23 protein-coding genes and 1 pseudogene are annotated in these 24,912 nt (G+C 68.4%); 14 read left to right on the top strand and 10 right to left on the bottom strand.

Going from position 1 to position 24,912, the window contains the following annotated elements; all coding sequences use genetic code 11:
* The first annotated feature begins 19 nt into the window (after positions 1-19).
* From pstC to phoU, 4 genes are read left to right on the top strand one after another with little or no spacing between them, the layout of a single operon-like run.
* Positions 20-997 (top strand): phosphate ABC transporter permease subunit PstC, encoded by a 978-nt coding sequence (gene pstC, locus H4O13_04470; GenBank protein MBE5314639.1) that lies wholly within the window; start codon positions 20-22, stop codon positions 995-997.
* Entirely contained in the window at positions 997-1,845 is an 849-nt protein-coding gene (pstA, locus tag H4O13_04465; protein ID MBE5314638.1) for a phosphate ABC transporter permease PstA, read from the top strand. The genes pstC and pstA overlap by 1 nt, the downstream gene beginning before the upstream one ends.
* The gene (pstB, locus tag H4O13_04460) at positions 1,838-2,617 is read left to right on the top strand and encodes a phosphate ABC transporter ATP-binding protein PstB (GenBank protein MBE5314637.1); all 780 of its coding nucleotides are present in this window, start codon (positions 1,838-1,840) and stop codon (positions 2,615-2,617) included. Before pstA ends, pstB begins: the two co-directional genes overlap by 8 nt.
* A 13-nt stretch (positions 2,618-2,630) precedes the next feature.
* The gene (gene phoU / locus H4O13_04455) at positions 2,631-3,332 is read left to right on the top strand and encodes a phosphate signaling complex protein PhoU (GenBank protein ID MBE5314636.1); all 702 of its coding nucleotides are present in this window, start codon (positions 2,631-2,633) and stop codon (positions 3,330-3,332) included.
* 201 nt (positions 3,333-3,533) lie between these two features.
* On the opposite strand, the gene H4O13_04450 is transcribed toward phoU, so the two are convergent.
* Positions 3,534-4,853: an inner membrane CreD family protein gene (locus H4O13_04450; protein ID MBE5314635.1), complete on the bottom strand. Its 1,320-nt coding sequence runs from the start codon at positions 4,851-4,853 to the stop codon at positions 3,534-3,536.
* A 309-nt stretch (positions 4,854-5,162) separates the two neighbouring features.
* Here H4O13_04450 and metG point away from each other — a divergent pair, with 309 nt between their 5' ends.
* From metG to H4O13_04420, 6 genes are all read left to right on the top strand, one after another.
* Positions 5,163-7,262 carry a methionine--tRNA ligase gene (metG, locus tag H4O13_04445; GenBank protein ID MBE5314634.1) on the top strand — a complete coding sequence of 700 codons (2,100 nt, stop codon included), beginning with the start codon at positions 5,163-5,165 and terminating at the stop codon, positions 7,260-7,262.
* 7 nt (positions 7,263-7,269) lie between these two features.
* Positions 7,270-7,764 carry a GNAT family N-acetyltransferase gene (locus H4O13_04440; GenBank protein ID MBE5314633.1) on the top strand — a complete coding sequence of 165 codons (495 nt, stop codon included), beginning with the start codon at positions 7,270-7,272 and terminating at the stop codon, positions 7,762-7,764.
* On the top strand, positions 7,761-7,958 hold the full coding sequence (locus H4O13_04435; GenBank protein MBE5314632.1) for a hypothetical protein: 198 nt from the start codon (positions 7,761-7,763) through the stop codon (positions 7,956-7,958). The genes H4O13_04440 and H4O13_04435 overlap by 4 nt, the downstream gene beginning before the upstream one ends.
* Before the next feature lie 28 nt (positions 7,959-7,986).
* Positions 7,987-8,397, top strand: a complete 411-nt coding sequence (locus H4O13_04430) for a YkgJ family cysteine cluster protein (GenBank protein MBE5314631.1) — start codon at positions 7,987-7,989, stop codon at positions 8,395-8,397.
* A gap of 154 nt (positions 8,398-8,551) precedes the next feature.
* Positions 8,552-9,163, top strand: coding sequence for a PAS domain-containing protein (locus H4O13_04425; GenBank protein ID MBE5314630.1), 612 nt, complete (start codon positions 8,552-8,554; stop codon positions 9,161-9,163).
* Positions 9,163-11,685, top strand: coding sequence for a PAS domain-containing protein (locus H4O13_04420; GenBank protein MBE5314629.1), 2,523 nt, complete (start codon positions 9,163-9,165; stop codon positions 11,683-11,685). Before H4O13_04425 ends, H4O13_04420 begins: the two co-directional genes overlap by 1 nt.
* On the opposite strand, the gene H4O13_04415 is transcribed toward H4O13_04420, so the two are convergent.
* The 4 genes and pseudogenes from H4O13_04415 to H4O13_04400 form a co-directional block, all read right to left on the bottom strand.
* Entirely contained in the window at positions 11,657-11,986 is a 330-nt protein-coding gene (locus H4O13_04415) for a hypothetical protein (GenBank protein ID MBE5314628.1), read from the bottom strand. The genes H4O13_04420 and H4O13_04415 overlap by 29 nt on opposite strands.
* Before the next feature lie 100 nt (positions 11,987-12,086).
* A pseudogene (locus H4O13_04410) lies at positions 12,087-12,419 on the bottom strand (non-ribosomal peptide synthetase).
* Positions 12,420-12,794: 375 nt separating this feature from the next.
* A complete protein-coding gene (locus H4O13_04405; GenBank protein ID MBE5314627.1) occupies positions 12,795-13,652 on the bottom strand; it encodes a serine protein kinase RIO in 858 nt (285 codons plus the stop codon).
* Between the two features lie 138 nt (positions 13,653-13,790).
* The gene (locus tag H4O13_04400; protein MBE5314626.1) at positions 13,791-15,239 is read right to left on the bottom strand and encodes a hypothetical protein; all 1,449 of its coding nucleotides are present in this window, start codon (positions 15,237-15,239) and stop codon (positions 13,791-13,793) included.
* A 299-nt stretch (positions 15,240-15,538) separates the two neighbouring features.
* On the opposite strand from H4O13_04400, the gene H4O13_04395 reads away from it, so the two are divergent.
* A complete protein-coding gene (locus H4O13_04395) occupies positions 15,539-16,087 on the top strand; it encodes a hypothetical protein (protein ID MBE5314625.1) in 549 nt (182 codons plus the stop codon).
* Positions 16,088-16,278: 191 nt separating this feature from the next.
* Positions 16,279-16,968: a carbonate dehydratase gene (gene can / locus H4O13_04390; GenBank protein ID MBE5314624.1), complete on the top strand. Its 690-nt coding sequence runs from the start codon at positions 16,279-16,281 to the stop codon at positions 16,966-16,968.
* An 88-nt stretch (positions 16,969-17,056) separates the two neighbouring features.
* Here can and H4O13_04385 read toward each other — a convergent pair whose 3' ends face one another.
* A complete protein-coding gene (locus H4O13_04385; protein MBE5314623.1) occupies positions 17,057-18,748 on the bottom strand; it encodes a hypothetical protein in 1,692 nt (563 codons plus the stop codon).
* Positions 18,749-19,196: 448 nt separating this feature from the next.
* On the opposite strand from H4O13_04385, the gene H4O13_04380 reads away from it, so the two are divergent.
* Positions 19,197-19,643 carry a DUF4174 domain-containing protein gene (locus H4O13_04380; GenBank protein MBE5314622.1) on the top strand — a complete coding sequence of 149 codons (447 nt, stop codon included), beginning with the start codon at positions 19,197-19,199 and terminating at the stop codon, positions 19,641-19,643.
* A gap of 155 nt (positions 19,644-19,798) precedes the next feature.
* Here the strand turns inward: H4O13_04380 and fghA are convergent, their stop codons facing one another.
* The 4 genes from fghA to H4O13_04360 form a co-directional block, all read right to left on the bottom strand.
* Positions 19,799-20,644, bottom strand: a complete 846-nt coding sequence (gene fghA, locus H4O13_04375) for an S-formylglutathione hydrolase (GenBank protein ID MBE5314621.1) — start codon at positions 20,642-20,644, stop codon at positions 19,799-19,801.
* Positions 20,644-21,753 carry an S-(hydroxymethyl)glutathione dehydrogenase/class III alcohol dehydrogenase gene (locus H4O13_04370; GenBank protein MBE5314620.1) on the bottom strand — a complete coding sequence of 370 codons (1,110 nt, stop codon included), beginning with the start codon at positions 21,751-21,753 and terminating at the stop codon, positions 20,644-20,646. The genes fghA and H4O13_04370 overlap by 1 nt, the downstream gene beginning before the upstream one ends.
* Positions 21,754-21,862: 109 nt before the next feature.
* A complete protein-coding gene (locus H4O13_04365; protein MBE5314619.1) occupies positions 21,863-22,918 on the bottom strand; it encodes a calcium/sodium antiporter in 1,056 nt (351 codons plus the stop codon).
* Positions 22,919-23,030: 112 nt separating this feature from the next.
* Positions 23,031-24,029: a LysR family transcriptional regulator gene (locus H4O13_04360; GenBank protein ID MBE5314618.1), complete on the bottom strand. Its 999-nt coding sequence runs from the start codon at positions 24,027-24,029 to the stop codon at positions 23,031-23,033.
* Between the two features lie 202 nt (positions 24,030-24,231).
* Between H4O13_04360 and H4O13_04355 the strand changes: the two genes are divergently transcribed.
* Entirely contained in the window at positions 24,232-24,813 is a 582-nt protein-coding gene (locus H4O13_04355; GenBank protein ID MBE5314617.1) for an NAD(P)H-dependent oxidoreductase, read from the top strand.
* The last annotated feature ends 99 nt before the right edge of the window (positions 24,814-24,912 follow it).

The raw sequence follows: 24,912 nt of genomic DNA, 5'->3' as shown, positions 1-24,912 counted from the left end.
CGCGGCCTGAGCCCACCCAATGCAAACCCCACTGGCTTCCTCCGCCGGGCACGTTGCCGAGCGCCGTGCCCGAGCGGACGCGCGCTACGACCGCCTGTTCCGCTGGACCGTGGCGGCCGCCGGCGGCTTCGTGCTGCTGGCGCTCGTCGGCATCGCCGCCTCGATGCTCTGGGGCGGCATGAGCGCCCTGCAGGCCTTCGGTCCGGGCTTCTTCACCTCGACCGAGTGGAACCCCGTCGAGCGCCAGTTCGGCGCTGGCGTGGCGATCTACGGCACGCTGGTGACCTCGGGCATCGCGATCCTGATCGCGGTGCCCGTCAGCTTTGGCATCGCCCTCTTCCTGACCGAGGTGGCGCCGGCCTGGCTGCGCGCGCCGGTGTCGTCCGCGATCGAACTGCTGGCCGGCATTCCCTCGATCATCTACGGCATGTGGGGCCTGTTCGTGCTGGTGCCGGTCATGGCCAAGTACGTCAACCCCTGGCTGGATGCCACGCTGGGTGAAGTGCCGCTGATCGGGCACCTGTTCTCCGGCCCGCCGCTGGGCTTGGGCACGCTGACCGCCGGTCTGGTGCTGGCGATCATGATCATCCCCTTCATCAGCTCGGTGATGCGCGAGGTGTTCCTGACCGTGCCGACCCGGCTCAAGGAATCGGCCTATGCCTTGGGCTCGACGACCTGGGAAGTGGCCTGGCATATCGTGCTGCCCTATACACGCTCGGCGGTGATCGGCGGCATCTTCCTGGGCCTGGGCCGCGCCCTCGGCGAGACCATGGCGGTGACCTTCGTGCTGGGCAACGCCAACCGCATCAGCGCCAGCCTGCTGGAGCCCGGCAACTCGATCACGGCCACCGTCGCCAACGAATTCGCCGAGGCGCGCGACCCGCTGCATCTGGGTTCGCTGCTGATGCTGGGCTTCACCCTGTTCGTGATCACCTTCATCGTGCTCAGCATCGCCAAGCTCATGCTGCTCAGCCTGAAGCGCCGGGAGGGCCAGTGATGTCCAACGCTCTCTACCTGCGCCGCCGGATCCGCAACACCCTGGCGCTGATTCTCGCCGGCGCGGCCACCCTGTTCGGCCTGTTCTTCCTCGCCTGGATCCTGTGGACCACGCTCGGCCGCGGTATCGCCGCGCTCGATCTGAACCTGTTCACCCAGATGACCCCGCCGCCGGGCCAGGAAGGCGGCATGGCCAATGCGCTGTTCGGCAGCGTGGTGATGAGCCTGCTGGCGATCCTGATCGGCGCACCGGTCGGCATCGCCGCCGGGACCTTCCTGGCCGAGTACGTCAACCGGCGCGTGCTGGGCGAGGTGATCCGCTTCGTCAACGACATCCTGCTGTCGGCGCCGTCGATCGTGATCGGCCTGTTCGTCTACGCCCTGGTCGTGCAGCACACGCGCTTCTCGGCCCTGGCGGGCGCACTGGCGCTGGCCTTCATCGTGCTGCCGGTGGTGGTGCGTACCACCGACGAGATGCTGCGCCTGGTGCCCTCGCAGATGCGCGAGGCCGCGCTGAGCCTGGGCATCCCGCAGTGGAAAGTGACCGTGCACGTGCTCTACCGCGCCGCTGCGCCGGGCATCCTCACCGGCGTGCTGCTGGCGCTGGCGCGCATCTCGGGCGAGACCGCACCGCTGCTGTTCACCGCGTTCTCCAACCAGTACTGGAGCACCGACCTGACCGGCGCGATGGCGAATGTGCCGGTGGTGGTGTTCCAGTTCGCGATGAGCCCCTTCCCCGCCTGGCAGGCGCTGGCCTGGTCCGGTGCGCTGGTCATCACCCTGTTCGTGCTGCTGCTGAGTCTGGCGGCGCGCACCTTCCTGCTCCGCAAGTCCCAAGGCCATGACTGACAGCCCCGCAGCGGCACCCGCGCTGAAGATGAACGTGCGCGGCCTGAACTTCCACTACAACGGCTACCACGCGCTGCGCGACATCCACCTGCCCATCCCCGAGCGGCAGGTGACGGCGCTGATCGGACCGTCGGGCTGCGGCAAGTCGACCCTGCTGCGCTGCCTGAACCGTATCTACTCGCTGTATCCGGGGCTGGTGGCGAGCGGCGAGGTGAGCCTCGACGGCGACAACATCCTCGACCCCAAGTACCCGCTCAACCGCCTGCGCAGCAAGGTCGGCATGGTGTTCCAGAAGCCGGTGCCGTTTCCGATGAGCATCCACCAGAACGTGGCCTGGGCGATCCAGCACCACGAGACGCTGTCGCGCTCGGAACTCGACGACCGCGTCGAGGCCGCGCTGCGCCAGGCCGCGCTGTGGGAAGAGGTCAAGGACAAGCTCAAGCAGAACGCGCTGGGCCTGTCCGGCGGACAGCAGCAGCGCCTCTGTATCGCCCGCGCGGTCGCGCTGAAACCCGAGGTCATCCTGCTCGACGAACCCACCTCGGCGCTCGACCCGATCGCCACCGGCAAGATCGAGCAGCTGATCGCCGAGCTGAAGCAGCAGTTCACCATCGTCATCGTCACCCACAACATGCAGCAGGCCGGTCGCTGTTCCGACCACACGGCCTTCATGTATCTGGGCCAGCTGATCGAACACGGCGAAACCGAACGCATCTTCACAAAACCCTCGAACCCGCAGACCGAGGGCTACATCACCGGCCGCTTCGGCTGATCGGGAGCGCGCCATGCATGAGCCACACACCCACAAGAGCTATGACGCCGAGCTGAGCCGCCTCGGGCAGGAGCTCGAAACCATGGGCGAAGCCGCTGCACAGCAGCTGGAAGCCGCCCTGATCGCGCTTGAGCAGCGCGACACCGAAGCCGCCGAGCGCGTAGTCGCCAGCGATCTCGCGATCGACCGCCGCGAGAGCGAGGTCAGCCATGACGTACTGCGCCTGTTGGCCCTGCGCCAGCCGGTGGCGCGCGACCTGCGCGAAGTGCTGGCGGCGCTGCGCATCGCCAGCGACATCGAGCGCGTCGGCGATCTCGGCGCCAACCTGGCCAAACGCTGCCGCGTGCTGAATACCCTGCCCCTCGTGCCCGCCGCCGCCGGCCTGCGACCGCTGGCCGAGTTCGCGCAGCGCCAGCTGCGCGACGTGCTGCGCGCCTACGTGCAGCGCGACGTGGCGCTGGCAATCGCCGTGCGCGAGCGCGATGCCGAGCTCGATCGCCTGCACACCGAACTGTTCCGCGCGCTCGTGGCTTGGATGGGCGAGGACAGCACCCACATCGGGGCCGGCACGCATCTGCTGTTCATTGCCAAGAACATCGAGCGCATCGGTGACCACGCCACCAACATCGCCGAGAACGTCTGGTTCATCGAACACGGCGAAACCCCGCTCGAAGCGCGCGAGAAGCGCGACGCCAGCAGCAGCGTCCGCGACTGAGCACAAGGCGGAAGCTGGATGCCTGGCCGCGCACCGCGGAGAGCCTGATCGCGCAGCGAACGCGCGCTGCGTGATTCAGCAGCAGCGAGTCCGGCAGCGCCGGACTCGCGACTTCTGATCAACTGCAGGATGGATTCGATCCGCCTCGCCTGAGCGTGAAACCCGCCAGCGCGAGCCTCACACCTGCTCGGCCGACCTGGCTCATGCGCTCTTCCGACCCAGCGCGGACCAGCGCACCCGCCGGGTCGCCAGCATGAACACCGCCAGACAGCCGAACAGCACCAGCGCGCCGCCCAGCAGGGCGTAATCCTCGGCCTTCAGCAGCGCGTACAGCAGGGCGTACAGGCCGGCCAGCAGGCCGGCGCAGGCCCAGCCCTTCGTCCGGCTTTCGAGCACGCCGGCGAGGTAGACCGAGATCAGAGCGATGCAGGCCATGGCCGCCAGCAGATAGGCGAGCCCGAAGCCGATGTGCTCGCTCAGCGCCAGCAGCAGCAAGAAGAACATCGCCAGCGCCAGCCCGATGAGCCCGTAGTGCAGCGGGTGCAGTTCGTCGCCCCCCACGACTTCGACAAAGAACACCGCACCGAACACCAGCACCAGCACCAGCAGGGCGTACTTCATTGCTCGGTCCGTCATCAGGTAGCGGTCCACGGGATCAACCAGGCGCAGTCCGAATGCATGGGTGCTGAGCCCGGCGCAGTGCGTGGATTCAAGACCGCACTGGCGCACCGCCTGCTGGGCCTGGCTGGCCAGGCGCGAGACCTTCCACTGTGCGCTGAAACCGTCCTCGCGCAGGTCCGGCGCCTGCGGCAGCAGGTCGCCGCCAAAGGACGGATGCGGCCAGTCGCCGGACAGCTGCACCTCGGTGTCTGCCCCGACCGGCACGAAATCGAGCGCCTCGGTGCCGCTGATCTCGGCGTCGAGCTGCACGCTGAGCTGTCGCCCCGCAAGCTGTGCCACGGGCAGCGACGCCTGCACGCCGGCTTCGAGCCAGGGCAGCTGCGCGCCGGGCTCGAGGCTGAGTGCCTTGCCGCCAGCGCTCAGCGCCAGGCTGCGGATGCCGCGGTTGTCGCCCAGGCCCAGCAGCAGATCCGCGCGGATCGCGCGTTCGCCTTCGCCGAGCAGGCCGACGGTATCGAACTCGGCGCTGCCCTTGACCTGCAGGTGGTAGAGAAGCGCCATGAACAGCGAGCGGCCGCGCCGCTCGCTGGTGAACCCGGCATCGAAGTCCAAGCGCGTCGGCAGCAGCAGGCGCGCCTCGCGCAGGGTCTTGGTTTCGACGACCTCGCGCTGCACGCCGTCCTCCATCACCAAGCGACGCTCGGGCACCACGCGCTCCACTTCAATCCGCAGCAGCGGGCCGGTGATGCGCTGCGCCCGGCTGCTGCTCTGGGCAACCTCGGCACGCACCTCGGCCGCACGCTGCTGCCGCTCGTACACCAGACCGTTCAACAGCAGGATGGGCACGAGCAGGACGAGCATCGTGAAGCCGATCAGGGGAATCTTGAAACCGAGTCGCATGGCGCGCGCTCCGCGAGAGGGGGAGCCTGCATTGCGAGGCAACGCCGTGGCAGCGCAGCGCGCGGGTTCTGGCGATTTACGGGCGATGCGGGGAGAGCCGGGATTCGGGATTCGGGATTCGGGATTCGGGATTCGGGATTCGCGAAAAGCCTGCCCCGCCGCATACCGCGCTGGGCCCCGCGCCCTCGCTGTTTGTAGGAGCCTGCTTGCAGGCGACCGCCACCTGCGCACGGCCGCAATCCTCCTTTCTCTGCGCCCCGCCCCCGCATGGGATAATCCGCGACCGTTTGCCCTGGCCGCACCGAATCCATGTCCGACCACGCTCCCCTGCTCGTCACCTGCGCCCTGCCCTATGCGAACGGCCATCTGCATCTCGGCCATCTGGTCGGCTATATCCAGGCCGACATCTGGGTGCGCGCGCAGCGTATGCAGGGCCGCGAGGCCTGGTTCGTCTGCGCCGACGACGCCCACGGCACGCCGATCATGCTGGCGGCAGAGAAAGCGGGCATGGCGCCGGAGGACTTCATCCGCGGCATCCAGCAGAGCCACGAGCGCGACTTCGCCGAGTTCGGCGTGGCCTTCGACCACTACCACAGCACCCACTCGGACGAGAATAGCGCGCTGGCCGAGCTGATCTACGGCCGCATCAAGGATTCGTACATCGCCCGCCGCAGCATCCAGCAGCTGTTCGACCCCGAGCGGCAGATGTTCCTGCCCGACCGCTACATCAAGGGCGACTGCCCGAAGTGCGGCGCGCAGGACCAGTACGGCGACAACTGCGAAGTCTGCGGCGCCACCTACGCACCCACCGATCTCAAGAACCCGCGCTCGGTAGTGTCTGGGGCCGTGCCCGAGCTGCGCGAGAGCGAGCACTACTTCTTCGAGCTGCCGAAGTTCGAGGCCTTCCTGCGCGAGTGGCTGGCCGGTGATGTGGCGCACCCGGGCGTGCGCGCCAAGCTGGCGGAGTGGCTGGACGGCGGCCTGCGCGACTGGGACATCTCGCGCGATGCGCCCTATTTCGGCTTCGCCATTCCCGATGCGCCCGGCAAGTTCTTCTACGTCTGGCTGGACGCACCGATCGGCTATCTGGCGAGCTTCAAGGCCCTGTGCGCTGCGCGCGGCATGGACTTCGACGCGCTCACCGCCGCTGACAGCGGCGTGCGCATGCACCACTTCATCGGCAAGGACATCATCAACTTCCACGGCCTGTTCTGGCCGGCGATGCTGAAGGGCGCGGGCATGAACGTGCCCAGCGCGCTGCACGTCAACGGCTACCTGACGGTCAACGGCGCCAAGATGTCGAAGTCGCGCGGCACCTTCATCCAGGCCCGCACCTATCTCAATGCGAGCTTGAACCCCGAATACCTGCGCTACTACTTCGCCGCCAAGAGCTCGGGCGGCGTCGACGATCTCGATCTGAACCTCGAAGACTTCGCCCAGCGCGTCAACGCCGACATCGTCGGCAAGTTCGTCAACATCGCCAGCCGCTGCGCGGGCTTCATCGAGAAGCGCTTCGGCGGCCAGCTGGCCGAGGCGATGGGCGATGCCGACCTCGAGCACTACCTCGGCGCCTGGGATCGTCTCTCGCAGGCCTGCTTGGGCGAGCGCGGCGCGTTTGCCAGCGGCGACTTCAACGGCGCACTGCGCCGGATCATGGCCGAGGCCGACGCCACCAACGAACTGATCGCAGGCAAGGCGCCCTGGGCTCTGGCCAAGCAGGACGGCCGCGAGGCCGAGCTGCATGCGATCTGCACCCTGGCGATCAATATGTTCCGCCTGCTCGCCGGCTTCCTCGCGCCGGTGCTGCCGGCCACCGTGGCCAAGATCGAAACCTTTCTGCAGAGCCCGCTGGCCGCCTTCGACGCGCTGGCCCAGCCCCTGCTGCACCACGCCATCGCGCCCTACGAAGCGCTGGCCACCCGCATCGACCCCAAGCACATCGAAACCATGATCGAGAACAGCAAGGAAAGCCTCGCCCCCGCCGCGGACGCCAACAAGCCCGCGGCCAAGCCCGAGGCTGCGGCCAAGCCCGCGTCCTCCACACCGCCGGCTGCGAATCCCGAATCCCCAATCCCCAATCCCATTGCCATCGACGACTTCGCCAAACTCGACCTGCGCATCGGCAAGGTGCTGGAGTGCGGCTTCGTCGAAGGCAGCGACAAGCTGCTGCGCTTCAAGCTCGACGCCGGTGATCTGGGCGAACGCCAGATCTTCAGCGGCATCCGCGCCGCCTACGCCGAACCCGAGAAACTCGTGGGCCGCAGCGTGGTGTTCATCGCCAACCTGGCCCCGCGCAAGATGCGCTTCGGCATCAGCGAGGGGATGATCCTGTCGGCCGGCACGGGCGGTGACGACCTGTTCCTGCTGGATGTCGATGCCGGCGCCAGCGCCGGCGCGCAGGTGAAGTAAGCGCGGCGTGCGGACTCGCCCCGCGACGCTCGATGACCTCCCCGCCCTGCTCGCGCTCAACGCCGAGCAGGTGCATTTTCTGAGCAAGCTGGATGCGCCGCGGCTGGCTCATCTGCATGCCCAATCCGCATGGCATCAGGTCATCGAAGGTGACACGGGCGTCTGCGCCTTCCTGCTCGCGTTCGCGCCCGGCGCCGACTACGACAGCCCCAACTACCGCTGGTTCGAGGCGCGCGGCGGGCGCTTTCTTTACGTCGATCGCGTGGTGGTGGGCGCCTCCGCGCAGGGGCAAGGCGGCGGCCGCCGGCTGTACGAGGCGCTGTTCGCCTTTGCCCGCGAAGCCGGCTTCGATGCCGTGGTCTGCGAATACGACCTCGATCCGCCCAACCCGGTCTCGGCCGCCTTCCACGCGCGCTTCGGCTTTGTCGAGATCGGCCGTCAGAGGGCCAACGGCAAGCAGGTGTCCATGCAGGCCGCCAGCGTCGACGGAGCTCGCCGATGACGCCCGAGGAAAAGCAACGCGCGCTGCGCGGCGAGTGCTGGCTGTGCGATCTCGTGCTAGCGCCCCTGTGGCTGCTCGGCAGCGCACTGTTCAATCTCGCGCCGCCGCGCAGCCTGACACGCGGCCAGCGCCGGCTGACCCTGCTGTTCTGGTCGCTGGTGATCGGCATCGCCGCGCTGGCGCTGCTGCGCTGAGTGGGCGGAGGTGTCGACTGCGTTCACCCTGGCAGGCCGGGAACGTGCGACCCTGCGCGCCGTGTTCGGCCCGTGCCGAGTGCGTTCCCCCGCCACGGAGCCGCGCGTGCCCTTCGAGATCCTCCCCGACGACCATCTGGTCGACCCCAAGGTGCAGTGCGACGACTGCGAAGCCGTGTGCTGTCGCCTGACCGTGGTGGTGATGCCCGATGACATCGTACCGCGCCATCTGACCGAGCGCACGCCGCAGGGGCTGGAAGTGATGGCACGCGATGAAGATGGCTGGTGCGTGGCGGTGGACCGCATGCAGATGTGCTGCAGCATCTACAGCCAGCGCCCCAGCATCTGCCGCAGCTTCACCATGGGCAGCGGTTTCTGTCGCGCCGAACGTCTCAGCTATTCAAAGCGCTACGACGATATCCCACACGCGCTGCTGTAGCGGCTCCACGCCGCATGCAGCGGTTTGTGCCAGTCCGGCTCAGGCTTGGCGCCCGCGCTGACCCTCTGCGACGGTTGCGGAGCACACCTGCGCCTGCGCAAGCCGTTGCCCGGCTACCATGGGGTCCGCTGCACACCTTTGACAGGAGGCTCTCATGTCCCATGGCATCGAAGAATCGGCCGGGCGCCGCGGCCTCCGAGAGGCGGCCCAGCAGAAGCTGCGGGCGGGTGTCGCCCCTCCCTCTCGCGGCTGGGGTGTCGGCGTTGAGGCGCTGAGCCTGCTGCACAGGCTCGCCGGGGCGCCCGAGAGCGCGGCGGATGCCCTGCAGCTGCTGCATGAGCTGCAGGTCCATCAGGTCGAGCTGGACCTGCAGCAAGCCGAACTCGAGTCCAGCGAGCGCGAACTGGCCGAGGACCTGGCCCGCTATCGCGCCCTGTACGACTGGGCGCCGACCGCCTGCTTTGTGCTGGATGCGCAGGCGCGCATCGAAGAGAGCAATCGGGCAGGCGCCGAGCTGCTGGCGGCTCGCGCAGAAGACCTGGTGGCGCGCCCCTTCGACGCCTTCCTGTCCGCGGAAACGCGGCCAGCGTTCTTCGACTTGCTGCACGCGCTGAGGGCAGACACCGCCGCACGACATTCCTGTCCCGTCCGGCTGCGCAATTCGCCTGAGGCCTCTCAGGGCTGGCAGCTGACGGCCAGCACCCTCCCCGCGAGCTCCGCAGTGCTGCTGTCGGTCACCGCGGCCGCGCACCTGCCCGCAGGCTGATGTCCGAGTCGGTTGGCGCGCCCCTGGAGCCGCCCGGGCATCGCACGGCGGTGGTGCGGATCGTCGGCCTCGGAGCATCGGCCGGGGGCCTGGAGGCGTTGGAAAGCTTTCTTGCGGCAAGCCCCAACGACAGCGGTCTGGCCTTTGTGGTCGTGCAGCATCTTGATCCCACCCAGAAGGCCCTGCTGCCCGAGCTGCTGCAGCGGGTGACGCCGATGCCGGTGTGCGAAGCGCGCGATGGCATGCCGATCGAGCACGATTGCGTGTACGTCATTCCGCCGAACGCCGAGCTGAGTCTCGCCGGGGATCGCCTGAGGCTATCGCGGCCGACCGAGGCGCGCGGACTGCGGCTGCCGATCAACGTGCTGTTCTCCTCTCTGGCCAGCACTCTGGGCGACAAGGCGATCGCGGTGGTGCTGTCCGGCATGGGCTCCGACGGCACGCTCGGCATGCAGGCGATCAAGACCGTGGGCGGACTGAACGCGGTGCAGACACCGGCCGACGCCCAGTTCGAAGCCATGCCGCAGAGCGCGATCGCCTCGAACTGCGTCGACATCGTGGCCACGGCCGCGGAGCTGCCGGGCCGCCTCCTGGAAGTGTTGCGGCGAGACTCGGCCTTGCAAACCGCGGCGCCGTCCGCGACGCGTACGCGCAGCGAGGACGACGCGTTTGGCGCCATCGTCGACCTGCTCCGGCACCGGACCCGTCACGACTTCAGCCTGTACAAGCAAAGCACGCTGCAGCGTCGAATCGAACGACGCATGGCGATACACGCCATCGGCTCGATCGCGCTCTACGCGCAGTTCCTGGAGCGCAACGGCCAGGAGACGGAGCTGCTGTTCAAGGAGCTGCTGATCGGCGTGACGGACTTCTTCCGTGACGCCCCGGTCTGGCACTACCTCACCGCGACCGCCCTGCCCGAGCTGCTCGCACGACCTCGCGCGGAGCCGCACCTGCGGGTCTGGAGCGTGGGCTGTTCCACCGGCGAGGAGGCGTATTCGCTGGCCATCGCCTTCAGCGAGGTGCTCGACCGGCTGCCACAGCCGCATGCGACCAGTGTGCAGATCTTCGCTTCCGACATCAGCGCCGACGCCCTCAAGATCGCACGACGTGGCCGCTATCCGCTGTCGATCGCCAACAGCATGTCGGCGTCCAGACTGGCGCGCTTCTTCGTGCGGCACCCGACCTGCTACGAGGTCAGCAAGTGCATTCGGGACCGGGTGCTGTTCGCCCAGCATGACGTTGTGCTCGATCCACCGTTCACGCGGCTCGACTTGATCGTCTGCCGCAACCTTCTGATCTACTTCGTACCGGAGCTGCAGCGCAAACTGCTGCCGCTGTTCCACTACAGCCTGCGCCCCGGCGGCTTGCTGCTGCTCGGCAGCGCCGAGACCGTGGGCCGTCTGACCCATCTGTTCGCGGCCTTGCAACCGAGGCTGCGCCTCTACGAACGACTGGAGGCAGGCGCGCGCCACGGCCACGAGCTGCTGCTGCGGTCGTTTCCTCCTTTGCGCGGCCGGCCCAAGGAATCTCCGATGCCTGCTTCCACCTCTTCCGAAGCCGCCAGCGATGGCTTGCAGCGATCTGCAGATGAAGTCCTTCTGCAGAACTATGCGCCTGCCGCGGTGGTAATCAATGCACAGGGCGATATCGTGTACATCAGCGGTCGCACCGGAAACTACCTCGAACCGGCCGCGGGCAAGGCCAACTGGAACATCCATGCCATGGCGCGAGATGGACTGCGCGCGCCCTTGGGCGAAGCCTTGGTAACGCTGACGGCGCAGGTCGAGCCGCTGCTGCTTCAGGACGTGCCGGTACAGACCGGCACCGGCACCCAGCTGGTCGACGTGTCGCTGCAGTCCTTCAGAGAGCCCCCTGCCCTGAACGGCATGACCCTCATCGTGTTTCGCGAAGCACGCCGCCCGTCGGGCCGGCGCACATCCCGAAAGCCCAAGGACGCGGTCTCGGCCGCACATGAGGCCGAACTGCAGCAGTACCGGAACGAGATCGAACGCCTCCGCGAAGAAGCCCGAAGCTCACGCGAAGAACTGCAGTCGGCCAACGAAGAGCTGCAGTCCGCCAACGAGGAATTGACCACCTCGAAAGAGGAGATGCAGTCGATGAACGAGGAACTGCAGACGATCAACAGCGAGCTGCAGGCGAAGCTGGACGACCTCGCGCTGGCCCAGAGCGACATGCGGAACGTCCTGAACAGCATCGAGATCGCGATCCTGTTTCTCGACCAGCAGCTCAACGTGCGCCGCTACACCGATCGCGCAGCCTCGCTCATCAATCTTCGCGAGACCGACATCGGCCGACCGCTCAGCGACCTCACCAGCAGCCTCCGCTACCCGGGACTGCACGTAGATGCGCTGGAAACCCTGCGCACCCTGGTGCCCTGCGAGAAGCAGATCAGCACCGAGGACGGCCGGCAGTTTCAGGTGCGGGTGATGCCCTACCGCCGTATCGACAACCTGATCGACGGCGTGGTGATCACTCTGCTCGACCTCTCCAAACACTGAACAAGCCGTGTCGCGCTGCGCCCGGCGGCATGCCTTCGGCTGATCGACGCGCCAATCCGAACAGACGGGCCACGCGCGCGCGCGAACGCGGCGAGGGCTGGGCCTCCGCAGCCACCGGTGCGCCCTGCTCCGCGCTTTCGATCTGCGCCGCCAACGCCGCCAGACTGCTTTGCGCGATCGCCAGCAGGGACAGCTTCACGCCCAGGCTGTTTTCGATGCGAGTCGCCCGCGTCAGGGCCAGCAGCGAGTGGCCGCCAGCCTCGAAAACCTTGTCGCCAAGCTGCACCTCGGCGCTGCCCAACAGTTTGGGTCGATCTCAAGCAGCGTCTGCGCAGCCGGCGAGAGCGTCTCGGATGCCCCGCCGCCTGCCGCAGTTCCGCGCGACACGCGTCGCTCGCGTTCGGCCGCGGCAAACGGGCGGGCTCGAGCTCGCCGTTCGGCAGCAGCGGCAGCGCCGCGAGACTCGGGAAATGCTGGGGCAGCCTGTAGGCCGGCAGACGCCTCGCCAAATGCGCGCGCAGCTCGGCTGCCGTCGGCGCCGACTGCGCGCCGCCCCCCCAGGCCACAAGGCGCTGGTCGTCATCGCTGCCCTGCACGGCGACGACAGCGGAAATGACCTGCGGGTGCGCGCACAGCGCGGCCTCGATCTCGCCGAGCTCAATGCGATAGCCGCGCAGTTTGACCTGATGGTCGCGACGCCCCAGGCGCAACAGCTCGCCCGAGGGCAGGCGCAGGCCAGCCGCTGCGGCTGCGGCTGCGGCTGCGGCTGCGGCTGCGCGTCAACAGCATGCAGGCCGGTGCTGGCCACCGGGCGACCGATCGGACAGCGCTCCACTTGAGCCGACTCGATGCGCTGCAGGCTGGACCAGACCGTGGTTTCAGTCGGCCCGTGCAGATTCCAAAGCCCGCCCATGCGCGGCCGCAGCCCCCGCACCGAGCGCGCGGTGCAGAAAAGCCCTCCCGTCCCGGTTGGCGGCAGCAGGCTGTGCCAGCCTTGGAAGGCCAGCGCCCACCCTTCAGGCCCTCGGCCGGCCTTGACCAAGAGCGATGGATCCGTGGATGCGGCGTCCTCCGACGCGCCCGGCGCACAGCCTCAGGTCGGACCCTGATCAGTCGCCCTGCTCGGCCGCCTGCCGCCCCTGCTCGCGGATCAAGGCCTCCTCGCGGGCATCGCGAATCGCCCATTCGATGGCGTCGAGGTCGACCTCGGCCAGCTGCTCCTCGAAGACGCCGGTCAGCGGCGTATCCGGCGTGAGTTCGCCGGCCTCGAACAGGGCCCACATCTCTTCCGCATAGCGCGTCTGCATCAGCTCCGGCGCGAAGCGGCCAAGGCTGATGCTGAGATTGTTCACGTCGCGACGCAGCAGGTCGCGCGCGGCGTTGTTGCCGGCGGCGTCGACCACCTGAGGAAAATCGATCACCACCGGGCCCTCAGCGTCGACCAGCACGTTGTACTCGGACAGGTCGCCGTGGATCAGGCCACAGCAGAGCATGCGCACCACCTCGCGGATCAGCCGCGCGTGGTAGTCGCGGGCGACCTCGGGCGCGAGCTGCACCTCGCCCAGCCGCGGCGCGTTGTGGCCGTCGGCATCGGCCACCAGCTCCATCACCAGCACGCCGCTGTAGAAGCCGTAGGGCCGCGGCACGCGGACGCCGGCATCGAAAAACCGGTAGAGCGCATCGACCTCGGCGGTCTTCCAGGCAGCCTCGGCCTCGCGCTTGCCGAACTTGGTGGCCTTGCCCATGGCGCGGGCCTCGCGACTGCCGCGCGCCTTGCGCCCTTCCTGGTACTGCACGCGGTTCTGGAAGCTGCGCTGCGCCATGTCCTTGTAGACCTTGGCGCAGCAGATCTCCTCACCGCGACGCACGACATACACCGCCGCCTCCTTGCCGCTCTTCAGCGGCCGGATCACGGCATCGAGAATGCCGTCTTCGATCAGTTCCAGCAGGGCGGCGGGGGCTTTCATCCGGGGTCCGGCGGCGTCAGGGCCCGGCACCTTAGCAGGCTGGAGCCGCGCCGCGCAGGGAACCAGAAGCGGCCCGGAAAGCGGTCCCAGCGGAGCTTCGAGACTGCAGACGTGTCGGAGACCTCAGGCGGACCAGCCTCAAGGCAGCAACTCGCGTGCTGCGGACGCCGTCGATAGCCGACTAGCCGGCACCGGCCAGAGCCCGAGGGCGCGCTTCGGCGGCGGCCCATCCCAGGCCAAGGCCTGACCCTGCAGACCCAGACGGGGCTCGACGACCGTCTCAGGAGGCTTGCGCTCAGCCAGCGCCTCTTCGACAGAGAGACCGTCGGCCAGCTTCGGCCGCAGTTCGACCAGCACCGCCAGCATCCGCAGCGCCGCGGCTTCCTCCAGGATCCGCTCGACGTAGACGCTCAAGTCTGGCCGCGCAACGCCATCGAGGGAGCAGCCCACCGGGTTCGCCAGGCATTGGAGCATGGGCGGATCCGCGGGCCATTCGCGCACGCGCCGGGTGACGGCCGGGTCGCCGCGCTGCATATCCGCCAACACGTCCTGATCGCAGGCCCAGGACATCGCTTGGGCTCGCCACTGCAGGCTCAGATTGCCGTCGAACAGCAGGCGCGAAGGCTGACCGGATTCCGCAGGCCAGAGGTCCGAGACACCCCGGCTGGACGCGGCCTTCAGCTCATGCCGAAGCCAGCGATACTGGCCCCCGACCGCCGCGCAGAGGGACACCAATGGGGCCTGCAGGGGCGCACTCAGCACCTCGCACTCGGTGGGCAGCGGCATCTCGGCGGGGTACTCGGCCAGCAGATCGGCCGCGAGGTGCGCGGCCTCGAGTATCCGGCTCGACTCGATCAGGCGGCTGATCAGGTGCGCGCTGCCTTCGGCGAAGCGTCGCGCGGTGGCGAGTTCGCGACAGGCCATGCCCAATCCCTGTTCCGTCGAGCCCGCGCGAAAAGCGCGCGCCGCCATCGCCAGCCACACGCGCGAGGCGCCCGTTCGCTCCGGCGTGACGGCCAGGTAGGTGGCGAAATGCAGCGCATCATCCACGCGCAGATGCCCAAACTCGTGCACGGCGGCCAAACGAGCGCTCAGCAGAGACGCACTGTCCAGACGACGCCAGGCTTCGGCATCGATCGCGGCAAGTCCATCGAGGCACTCGGACTGGCTACCGCCGCAGTCCAACTGCGGAAGATCCTCCAGCGGCCAGCGCGGGAAGCGGGCATTTGCGCTGCGGGTCAGGACGGGCGGCGGTGCCGACTCCGCAGCGGCACGCTGCAAGGCCTCCGCATGCACGAGCGCACGACGCCGGTCCTCCGCCGCGACAGCAGCACGCTCGGACTCGGGAATGTCCCACTCGATCAGCCACAGGTGCTCGAAAGCGTTGGGGCCCGCGGCCTCGGCAGGGGCCTTCCAGCGCGCCGTCAAGGTCGCGACCGCGGGATCGGGGGGCGCGCGGCGCACCAGCCAGGCGGCGACCACCAGGACGGTGCCGATCAAGAGCAGCGCTCCTGCGGCGAGCAGGAGACGGCGCGCCACGCCGCGAGCCTTGGGCGTGGCGGGACGCCCTTCGACCTCGGAGTTCATGCTTCGCACCCCTCCGAGCCAAGGCGTGGCTGCGACGCGTGTCCGCGTTTCGCCCAGCTTCGCGTCGGGGGGCAAAGCATCAGGAATGGAATCTCAGCCTGCGAAACGGTTTTCATACGGTCAGACCTGCGTTCAGATGGGAAAGAACGACGCACGAGGCGGAACTACGAGACGTTCGACACTACCGGCCGCAGCGCTCCGCCGCGAGCCCCAGGCCTCACCGGTGACAGCCGGTCTTGTCACAACGAGGGGGACGGCGCAGTCTGCCCGCGCCACATTCCAACGCACCGAGCCCGCCCATGGACACCATCCCCTTCCACTTCGATTCCCACGGCGGCTTCGGCGAGGTCAAGGGGCTGGCGCGGCTGGACGAGTTCGGGCTGGAGCTGCAGTTCAGTACGCGCGATGCGGTGTTCGGGGTGATCAAGAGCGAGATGCGCAGCTTGCGTATTCCCTTGGACAGCCTGCTCAGCGTGCGCTTTTCGTCCGGCTTTCTCTGGCTGATGCCATCCATCGAGCTGCGCGTGCGCGACCTCAAGGTGCTGGAGGGTCTGCCCGAGTCGGAAGAGGGTCGAGTCAAGCTCCGCGTGAAGTTTGGTGAGCGCCATGACGCGCGCAGTTTCGTGCGCGATCTCGAAGCCCTGCGCACCCACTTCCGCATTCAGATGCTGGACCGCACCCTCGATCGCATGACCAACCACCTGCCCGGCCGCGAGCCGCCGCCAGCGCCGCTGCAGAACGAACTCCCGCCGGCCGCCGGGGCGCCGGCCTCGCGCTCGGGCAACGTGATCTCGATGGGCAGCGGGCCCTTGGGCGCGAAGCCGCGCGAACCGCAATCCGGAGAGTAGACAGGGCGCGCACGCCAGCCGCGCCGTACCGGCCGGGCGCCCGCCCGGGTCAAGGCGCGGCGCGGAGGGCGATGGCGCTCCTGCCCGCGCGGGGCATGGGCGTTCTCGGTTCTTGCGGCGTGCCCGCGCCCAAGCCTGCCCAAGCCTGCGCCTACAATGCGCGGCCACTTTCGCTGCGAGCCCTGCCGCGCATGACCCAACTCCGCGAACTGCTCGAGAAGAACCGTCAGTGGGCAGAGGCGGTGCGCGCCGAGGATCCGGGCTTCTTCAAGCGGCTGTCCGCGCAGCAGGCGCCCAAGTACCTGTGGATCGGCTGCTCGGATTCGCGGGTGCCAGCGAATCAGGTGACCGGTCTCGCGCCCGGCGAAGTCTTCGTCCACCGCAACATCGCCAATGTGGTGGTGCACACCGATCTTAACTGCCTGTCGACCCTGCAGTTCGCGGTCGACGTGCTGCGCGTCGAGCACGTGATCGTCTGCGGACACTACGGCTGCTCGGGCGTGCATGCGGCGATGGCGAACACGCGGGTGGGCCTCGCGGACTACTGGCTGCGCCATGTCGGCGACGTGGCCCATCGGCATGCCGCGCTGCTGGCCGAGGCCAAGCTCGACAGCCTGCGCCATGCCCGTCTGTGCGAGCTCAACGCGATCGAACAGGTGGTCAACGTCTGCCAGACCGCGATCGTGCGCGACGCCTGGGCGCGCGGCCAGGCGCTGAGCGTGCACGCCTGGATCTACGGCCTGATGGATGGCCGCATCCGCGAACTCGGCTTCGGCGTCGATGGCCCCGACGATCTGGAGCCCGCCTATGCCGCGGCAATCGCGGCCGTGCGCGGCGATTCGCAGACCGGCGCAAGCGCGCGCCGGACCAGCGCTGACTGAGGTCTCAGCGCCCTGCCCGGCTCCGCACTGCGGCGAAGCCGGGCAAGCCTTGGCAGGAGATCTATGCTTCCGGCGCGCAGGAGTGCTCTCAGTCGGCAGCGGCCTCCGCCTTGCCTCGCAGCGCACGCACCAGGCCCAGCGTGGCCTCGGCACGTGCGGCCGCCGCACTCAAGCCTTCGCGCATGGCTGTGCGCGCCGCCCGGGTGAGTTCCGCGATATCGCGTTCGGGGCCCGCATCGATGCGCTTCAGCAGAGCTTCGGGCTGATCGGTCGGCAGGGCTTCGGCCACGCTCGCCAGCATGGAGCCGAGTGCACCGGCGCGCAGGGTGGCGGCGTCGATGCCGGTCTCGCCGATGCGCTCGTGCGCCAGCAGATCCAGAATGCGGGCGCTCTCTTCGTCCCCCTGCAGCACCGCGTCGATGAACTCATCGGCGGCATCGGCGCCGCCCTCTTCGCGCAGCAGGGCCAGGGCCTCGCGTCCCAGCCCGACCCGCACCGGCCAGGGCTTCAGCTCCTGCGGCAGGCTGAGCTCTTCGAGGAAGCGCGGGTGCAGACGCACCACGGTGAGGTCCCACCACAGCCGGCACCAGACGCGGTTGGCAGGCTGCAGCCAGCTCTGGATGTTGCGGTAGTAGGCGTAGATCTTCTGCAGGTTGGCGTCGGGCACACCGCCGGGGCGCATGCCGTTCAAGTTGACGTTGACGTAGTGATGCCAGGTCGAGTCGCAAACGATGCGGCCCGGGCGCTGGCTCTGGCCCGCATAGGCGTTGGCGAGGCGGCCGTCCCAGGCACTGATCAGGCCGAACATGCGCGGCTGCACCGGCGGCTTCCACACGCCGTTCTGCACCGAGCGACCGCCCGAGACACCTGAGGCGACCAGCTCGGCGCCGACGCGCAGAGCCGGGTTGGCCGACTGCGCCGGAAACTCGGCGAAGTTGAGGCCGGCCAGCGTGTAGTTGGCGCCAAGCACGGCGGCATTGGTGACCGCGTAGCACACGCTTTCGTGCGGGTGATCCGGCAGCACGTCGATGTCGCGGTTGAAGTTGAGGTTGCCGGTGTTGCCATCGCGCACTACCGGCGCGCCCGGCAGCATCAGCAGCGGATGCACGCGTGCCTGCCAGCGCGTGGTGGCATCGGGGGTGACGGTGTAGTGCGGAAAGATCCGCTGCGGGATGCTGTCGCCCTGGTCGCTGAAGTCGTAGAGGCCATTGGCGCCGGGATCGACCACGGTGTCGATGCGCTGCACGGCGACATCGATGTCGGTCTCGCCGCCCATCGGGATGCTGCTCCACTCGCGCATGTGGCGGATGCGCGGCAGGCTGCCGCAGAGCGGCTTGCCGATGCTGCCATGGTCGCCGGTGGCGAAGACGCCGCCGCCCGCATTCATGAAGTTGGCGATCGTCTGGATCTCATTGTTCGGCAGCGTGCCGTTGCCGCCAATGCGGCCGAACAGCCAGATCTGGTCGTAGTTGGCGACGGTCACCGGCGTCGCCGCGGTGGCGAAGTTGAAGTTGTTGAGCACGGTGTAGCTGTCGCTGCCCAGCGTCACCGGGTTGGCATGCACGCCGCGGTAAGCCAGCGTGAGGAGGGGCTTGTTGGTGACGCCGCTGTCGGTAGTCAGCGCCTCCAGCACGCGCAGCAGGCCGAAGCCGCCGCTGCCGTAGCTCAGGTCCGGCTCGGTGACGATGAGGATGCGCGGTCGGCACAGCCGCAGGCGCGCGAGCAGGAGGTCCGGGTTGATGTCGACGATGGCGAGGTCGCGGATCTGCAGGGGGTTCATGAGGTTCTCCTTGAGGGGCGCGCAGGAATCACGGAGATCGGCTCCGTGAGGCGCGGGGTGTGGGATTGCCGGGGCGCGGGGGGGCGAAGGGGTGGCTGCGGCCTTGCCGTTTCGGGGCGTGTCGCGATGTCGTTCGGGCAGCGCTGCGGCCGACACAGGCTCCGCTTCCGCGCAATTCCCCACAGTCGGCGCGCGGCCCGGCTGTCAGTCGGACTTCGTCGCGGCCGGGGGTAGGAGAACTGCGGGGGCCTCTGGATCTGTGCGACGCATCACGCGGCTTGCTGCGGTCAGTCGCGCTCAACCGCCGCGACTCCCGTGGCGGGCAGCCGAGCCTGGCTCATGCCGCTGCGTTCTGGCGATTCCGGCGCAGCCATGCACCGGCCAAGCGCGCTCGCACACGCACACGCACACACGCAGCTTCGACCGCAGCCGCTGCAGGCTGCGCGACATGTGCTTTCGCGGATATCTCTTCCTGCTGCTCACCTGCCTGCCCATCGCGGCCGTGGCGGGCGATTGGCTGGCCGCACAGCAGTGCCAGCGGCGCCTCGTCATCGTAGACGAAGCACTCGCACCTGCCCTGGAGGCCACGCTGGCGCCGCACGCGGCGGCGCTCCGCGAGCGCCGGATGTCCGTATGGCGCTGGGACGGCAAATCGCTGAACTGGATGGGCGGCATGCCCGCCCTCGCCGTCGGTGAGGTCAGCGGCCTTTCGACCGCAGGGCTGCGTCAAGCGCTTGAGCGCGCCAAGCCGCGGCCGGGCCTGCACCTGTTTGGACTCGATGGTGGGCTGAAGGCCAGCCGCAGCGGCGTCGATCCGCTCCAAGAGCTGATCGATGCGGTCGATTCGATGCCGATGCGCGTCCGCGAGACGAGGGCTTCAAGCGCGTCGGAATGAGCAGCACCCGATGCGAGAGCCCAGGCTCGACCTTCGCCGAAGAGACGAAGCCTGCACTGCCTTACGCGCACGCCAGGCCGGGCTGCGGCTCAGAGCGGAGAGCGCCGACCGCAAGTGCGATGAACGCTCTCACCAGCACGCCATTGAATGCCGGCTCACGCGACCGGGTTCAAGACCGCCGCATGGTGCCGCAGGTGGTCCTCGACGAAGCTCTGTATGAACCAGTAGCTGTGGTCGTAGCCGGCGTGGCGACGCAGGCGCAGGGCCTGCCCGGCTCGCGCGCAGGCGGCTTCGAACAGCTCGGGTTTCAGCTGGGCATCGAGGAACTTGTCATCGAGGCCCTGATCGATCAGCAGTTCACCGCTGAAACGATGACCGTCCTCGACCAGGGCGGTGGCATCGTAGGCACGCCAGGCGGCGCGATCCTCGCCGAGATAGCGCGGCAACGCCTTCTGCCCCCAGGGCACCTGACTGGGCGCGACGATCGGCGCGAAGGCCGAACAGCTGCGGAAGACAGAAGGGTTCTTGAGCGCCAGCGTCAGTGCACCGTGCCCGCCCATCGAATGGCCGAACACGCCGCAGCGCTGCAGATCCACCGGAAAGCCTGCGGCCACGGCCGGCAGCAGCTCATCGAGCAGATAGCGCTGCATGTTGAAGCGCGCACTCCACGGCGTCTGCGTGGCATCGAGATAGAAACCGGCGGCCTCGCCAAACTCCCAGTCGCCGCTGGCGCCTTCGATGCCGGTGTCGCGCGGGCTGGTGTCCGGCGTCACCAGCACCAGGCCCAGCTCGGCGGCGATGCGCTGGGCGCCGGCCTTGATCGCGAAGGTCTCGGGCGAGCAGGTCAGCCCGGCCAGATAGAACAGCACCGGCCGCGGGCCCGGCTGCGGCGGCGTGTAGACGCCGAACTGCATGGGCCCGCCGCAGGCCATCGATGCATGCCGGTAGAAGCCCTGCACGCCGCCAAAGCAGCGCTGGGCCGAAAGCGTTTCGAGGCTCATCAGTACACCACCACCGAGCGGATCGACTCGCCGCGATGCATCAGGTCGAAGGCATCGTTGATGCGCTCCAGCGGCAGGGTGTGGGTGATCAGCGAATCGATGTCGATCTTGCCCTCCATGTACCAGTCGACGATCTTCGGCACGTCGGTGCGGCCGCGCGCGCCGCCAAAGGCGCTGCCGCGCCAGTTGCGGCCGGTGACCAGCTGGAAGGGCCGCGTGCTGATCTCGGCACCGGCGGGTGCGACGCCAATGATGACGCTGGTGCCCCAGCCCTTGTGCGCGCACTCCAAGGCCTGGCGCATCACCTGGACATTGCCGATGCACTCGAAGGTGTAATCGGCGCCGCCCTTGGTCAGCGCGACGAGATAAGGCACGAGGTCGCCCTCGACCTCCTTCGGGTTGACGAAGTGGGTCATGCCGAACTTGCGCGCCATCGCCTCGCGCGCGGGGTTGAGATCGACGCCGACGATCATGTCGGCGCCGGCGAGGCGCAGGCCCTGGATCACGTTCAGGCCGATACCGCCCAGGCCGAACACCACCGCCTTGGAGCCGACTTCCACCTTGGCGGTGTAGATCACCGCGCCGATGCCCGTGGTGACGCCGCAGCCGATGTAGCAGACCTTGTCGAAGGGCGCGTCGGGGCGGATCTTCGCCAGCGCGATCTCCGGCGCGACGGTGAAGTTCGAGAAGGTCGAGGTGCCCATGTAGTGGCGGATCGGCCGGCCGTCGAGCGAGAAGCGGCTGCTGCCGTCGGGCATCAGGCCTTGGCCCTGCGTGCTGCGGATCGCCTGGCAGAGGTTGGTCTTGGGGTTCAGGCAGTACTCGCACTCGCGGCATTCGGGCGTGTACAGCGGAATCACGTGGTCGCCGGGCTTGAGCGACTTCACGCCCGCGCCGACTTCGACCACCACGCCTGCGCCCTCGTGGCCGAGGATGGCCGGAAACAGGCCCTCGGGGTCGGCGCCCGACAGGGTGAATTCGTCGGTGTGGCAGACGCCGGTGGCCTTGATCTCGACCAGCACCTCACCGGCGCGCGGGCCTTCGAGCTCGACGGTTTCGATGCTGAGCGGCTTGCCGGCCTCGAAGGCAACAGCGGCGCGGGTCTTCATGGCGGGGGCTCCGGGCGATGGTGGGCCCCCGATTCTACGTTTCCCGGCCGCCGCGCATGGTCGCGCGGCGTGAAGCCCGCGCGGGACGTGTGCGCTTCAGCGCTGTCGACTAGCGGCCATGCCGCAGCTGCCAGCCGCGCCAGGCCATCACGAACAGGGTCACCGCAGTCAGCGGCAGCACGCCGTAGATCATGGCGGTGCGGTACTCATCGAGCAGGGCGTGCTCCTGGGCGTACATCACCAGCCAAGCGGTGTAGGCCACATAGAACAGGAAGAAGAAGCCGCCCTCCCAGCGCTCGATGCGGTAGCCGTTGAACATCACCGGCAGGCAGGCCACGGCCACGGCGATCATGATCGGAATGTCGAAGCGCAGTGCCGAAGCCGCGACCGGGATGTCGCCGGGGGCGACCACAGAAGCCAGCCCGAGCACGCCCAGGATGTTGAAGATGTTGCTACCCACGACGTTGCCGACGGCGATGTCGCGCTGGCCCTTCAGCGCCGCCATGATCGAGGTCGCGACCTCGGGCAGCGAGGTGCCGGCGGCGACGATGGTCAGGCCGACCACCAGTTCGCTGATGCCGAGTTTCTGCGCAAAGGCGATCGCCGCCGCCACCAGCCAGCGCGAGCCGAGCACCAGCAAGGCCAGGCCGGCCACGATCAGCAGCAGCTGCACCCAGGTGCGATCGAGCCACGGGCCGCCCGCAGGCAGCTCGTCACCGCCCTCGTCGGCCGGCGCCCGGCGGCTCTGCACGTACAGCACGACCACATAGACCACCAGCAGTCCGGTCAGCAGCAGGCCGTCGAAGAGGCTGAGGGCACCGTCCAGCGACAGCAGCAGGGCCAGCACCGAGACGCCGATCATGATCGGCACTTCCTTGCGCACCAGCTGGCGGTGCACCACCAGCGGGGTGATCAGGGCCGAAATGCCGAGGATGAAGAGGACGTTGAAGATGTTGCTGCCGACGACATTGCCGACGGCGATGTCGCCCTGACCGCTGATTGCGCCCTGCACCGAGACCGCGAGCTCCGGCGCACTTGTACCGAAGGCCACCACGGTCAGGCCGACCACCAGCGGCGAGATTCCGAAGGACAGCGAGAGGCGACTCGCACCGCGCACCAGCAGGTCGGCACCGAGCACGAGCAGGACGAGGCCTGCGGCAAACATCAGAAGACTCACAGGAAGACCTCGGGTTGCGAATGAAAGGGCCGTGCCCGGCGGGAAATCGACGGGAGATCAGGCCATCTTAAAGTGCGCCGGCGGTGTTCAAGCACCGCGCTCACGGCGATTTCTTGCGCCGGGCCGTTGCCTTGGGCGCGGCAGCGGCGTTCGCGGCGGGGTTCTGCGATCGCGGACAGCCGCTGTGCCGGCGCTGGTCTTCAAGCAGCGCCGGCAGGCGTTCGGCGAGGAAGTCGATCAGCGCGCGAATCGAAGGCAGCAGGCCGCTGCGCGAGGGGAAGACCGCATGGAAAATGCCCTGCGGCAGGCTCCAGTCGGGCAGCACGCGCTCCAGCGCCCCCGCGCCCAGCAGATCGGCGCAGACCGTCTCCGGCAGCAGGGCGATGCCGTGGCCGGCAGCGGCGACTTCGCGCAGCACTGGAAAGTCGTGCGCCATCAGCCGCGGCTGGAAGTCGACCCGCTCGATCGCGCCTTCCGGGCCATGCAGCTCCCAGCGCTGCTGGCCGGGCTCCTCGCTCATCGACAGGCAGGCGTGAGCGGCCAGGTCGACCGGATGGCGCGGACGACCGCTGCGCTCCAGATAGCGCGGGCTTGCGACCAGGAACTCGTTGATCTGGGCGAAGCTGCGCAGGATCAGGCTGCCGTCGTCGTTGAGCCGCGTGCGCACGCGCAGGGCGACGTCGATGCCCTCGTTGATCAGATCCACCCGGCGGTTGCTGACGTGCAGCTGCACGCGCACCTCGGGGTAGCGCTCCAGGAACTCGGGCAGCAGCAGGGCCAGCTGACGCTGGGCAATCGCCACCGGCGCACTGATCCGCACCAGACCGCGCGGCACTGCGGATTGGCGCTCCACCACCTCGCGCGCGGCCTGGGCTTCATCGAGCATGGCGCGAGCGTGTCGATAGACGCTCTGGCCGAGATCAGTGACCGCGAAGCGCCGCGTGGAGCGCTGCAGGAGGCGCGCGCCCAGCGAGTCCTCGAGCGCGGTGATGCGTCGCGACAGCCGCGACTTCGGCATGCCGCTGGCGCGCTCGGCCTTGGAGAAGCCGCCGTGTTCGACCACCAGGGCGAAGTACTGCAGATCGTTGAGGTCGTGCATTTGAGAGCGGGGATTCGGGATTGGGGATTCGGGATTCGAGAGAGCGGATGGCGGCGGTGTTGAGGCGCGGGGCCATCGAAGGCTTGGGGCGAGGCCTCGCTGGTTCGTTCCACCAGCGCAACGGAGCGTGCCTTCTTGTCGGGTTTATCGCAACCATCGGGACAATCAAGCTGTGCACCACCGTCCACCCCGGAGCACAGCCATGAAGATCCTGCACATCGATTCGAGCGCACTCGGTACTGCGTCCGCGAGCCGTGAACTCACCGCTGCCGTGGTGCGCCAGCTGCGCGCCGACAGCCCGCACGTCGAGGTCAGCTATCGCGATCTCGACGCGCAGCCGCTGCCGCATTTCACCGGCGCCACCCTGGCGAAGAGCGACCCCGCCGAGGCCGCGCTGGCCAAGACCGTGCTGGATGAGTTTCTCGCCGCCGACGTCGTCGTGATCGGCGCGCCGATGTACAACTTCAGCCTGCCCTCCACGCTCAAGGCCTGGATCGATCGCATCGCGGTGGCCGGCGTCACCTTCCGCTATACGGCCCATGGCCCGGAAGGCTTGGCCGGCGGCAAGCGCGTGATCGTCGCCAGCACCCGCGGCGGCGTGTACGGAGATGCGAGCCCGGCCGACTTCCAGGAGGCTTACCTGCGCCAGGTGTTCGCCTTCCTCGGCATTCCGAGCATCGAGATCCTGCGCGCCGAAGGCCTCAGCCTTTCACCCGAGAATCGCCAGCAGGGCCTGGCGGCGGCGCACGCTGCCATCCAGAGCGCTCCGGCGGTGGCCGCCTGAAGCGAGCGCTTCCACGCGCAGCGCTGGGCGGCTGAGCGCCGCGCGAAGCGTGAATCAGAGGCGGCGGCTTGCGCCGATGATCGAAACCGTCAGCGTTTT

This window comes from Lysobacterales bacterium, from assembly GCA_014946745.1.
Lineage (GTDB): Bacteria > Pseudomonadota > Gammaproteobacteria > Xanthomonadales > Xanthomonadaceae > Aquimonas.
The sequence above is the reverse complement of the archived record's forward strand: the minus strand, read 5'-3'. Positions and strand labels throughout refer to the sequence as shown.

Excerpts from the sequence above, each read along its gene's own strand:
- pstC (MBE5314639.1), top strand. The coding sequence starts at position 20 with ATGCAAACCCCACTGGCTTCCTCCGCCGGGCACGTTGCCGAGCGCCGT.
- pstA (MBE5314638.1), top strand. The coding sequence starts at position 997 with ATGTCCAACGCTCTCTACCTGCGCCGCCGGATCCGCAACACCCTGGCG.
- pstB (MBE5314637.1), top strand. The coding sequence starts at position 1,838 with ATGACTGACAGCCCCGCAGCGGCACCCGCGCTGAAGATGAACGTGCGC.
- phoU (MBE5314636.1), top strand. The coding sequence starts at position 2,631 with ATGCATGAGCCACACACCCACAAGAGCTATGACGCCGAGCTGAGCCGC.
- H4O13_04450 (MBE5314635.1), bottom strand. The coding sequence starts at position 4,853 with ATGCGACTCGGTTTCAAGATTCCCCTGATCGGCTTCACGATGCTCGTC.
- metG (MBE5314634.1), top strand. The coding sequence starts at position 5,163 with ATGTCCGACCACGCTCCCCTGCTCGTCACCTGCGCCCTGCCCTATGCG.
- H4O13_04435 (MBE5314632.1), top strand. The coding sequence starts at position 7,761 with ATGACGCCCGAGGAAAAGCAACGCGCGCTGCGCGGCGAGTGCTGGCTG.
- H4O13_04425 (MBE5314630.1), top strand. The coding sequence starts at position 8,552 with ATGTCCCATGGCATCGAAGAATCGGCCGGGCGCCGCGGCCTCCGAGAG.
- H4O13_04420 (MBE5314629.1), top strand. The coding sequence starts at position 9,163 with ATGTCCGAGTCGGTTGGCGCGCCCCTGGAGCCGCCCGGGCATCGCACG.
- H4O13_04405 (MBE5314627.1), bottom strand. The coding sequence starts at position 13,652 with ATGAAAGCCCCCGCCGCCCTGCTGGAACTGATCGAAGACGGCATTCTC.
- H4O13_04400 (MBE5314626.1), bottom strand. The coding sequence starts at position 15,239 with ATGAACTCCGAGGTCGAAGGGCGTCCCGCCACGCCCAAGGCTCGCGGC.
- H4O13_04395 (MBE5314625.1), top strand. The coding sequence starts at position 15,539 with ATGGACACCATCCCCTTCCACTTCGATTCCCACGGCGGCTTCGGCGAG.
- can (MBE5314624.1), top strand. The coding sequence starts at position 16,279 with ATGACCCAACTCCGCGAACTGCTCGAGAAGAACCGTCAGTGGGCAGAG.
- H4O13_04385 (MBE5314623.1), bottom strand. The coding sequence starts at position 18,748 with ATGAACCCCCTGCAGATCCGCGACCTCGCCATCGTCGACATCAACCCG.
- H4O13_04380 (MBE5314622.1), top strand. The coding sequence starts at position 19,197 with ATGTGCTTTCGCGGATATCTCTTCCTGCTGCTCACCTGCCTGCCCATC.
- fghA (MBE5314621.1), bottom strand. The coding sequence starts at position 20,644 with ATGAGCCTCGAAACGCTTTCGGCCCAGCGCTGCTTTGGCGGCGTGCAG.
- H4O13_04370 (MBE5314620.1), bottom strand. The coding sequence starts at position 21,753 with ATGAAGACCCGCGCCGCTGTTGCCTTCGAGGCCGGCAAGCCGCTCAGC.
- H4O13_04365 (MBE5314619.1), bottom strand. The coding sequence starts at position 22,918 with ATGTTTGCCGCAGGCCTCGTCCTGCTCGTGCTCGGTGCCGACCTGCTG.
- H4O13_04360 (MBE5314618.1), bottom strand. The coding sequence starts at position 24,029 with ATGCACGACCTCAACGATCTGCAGTACTTCGCCCTGGTGGTCGAACAC.
- H4O13_04355 (MBE5314617.1), top strand. The coding sequence starts at position 24,232 with ATGAAGATCCTGCACATCGATTCGAGCGCACTCGGTACTGCGTCCGCG.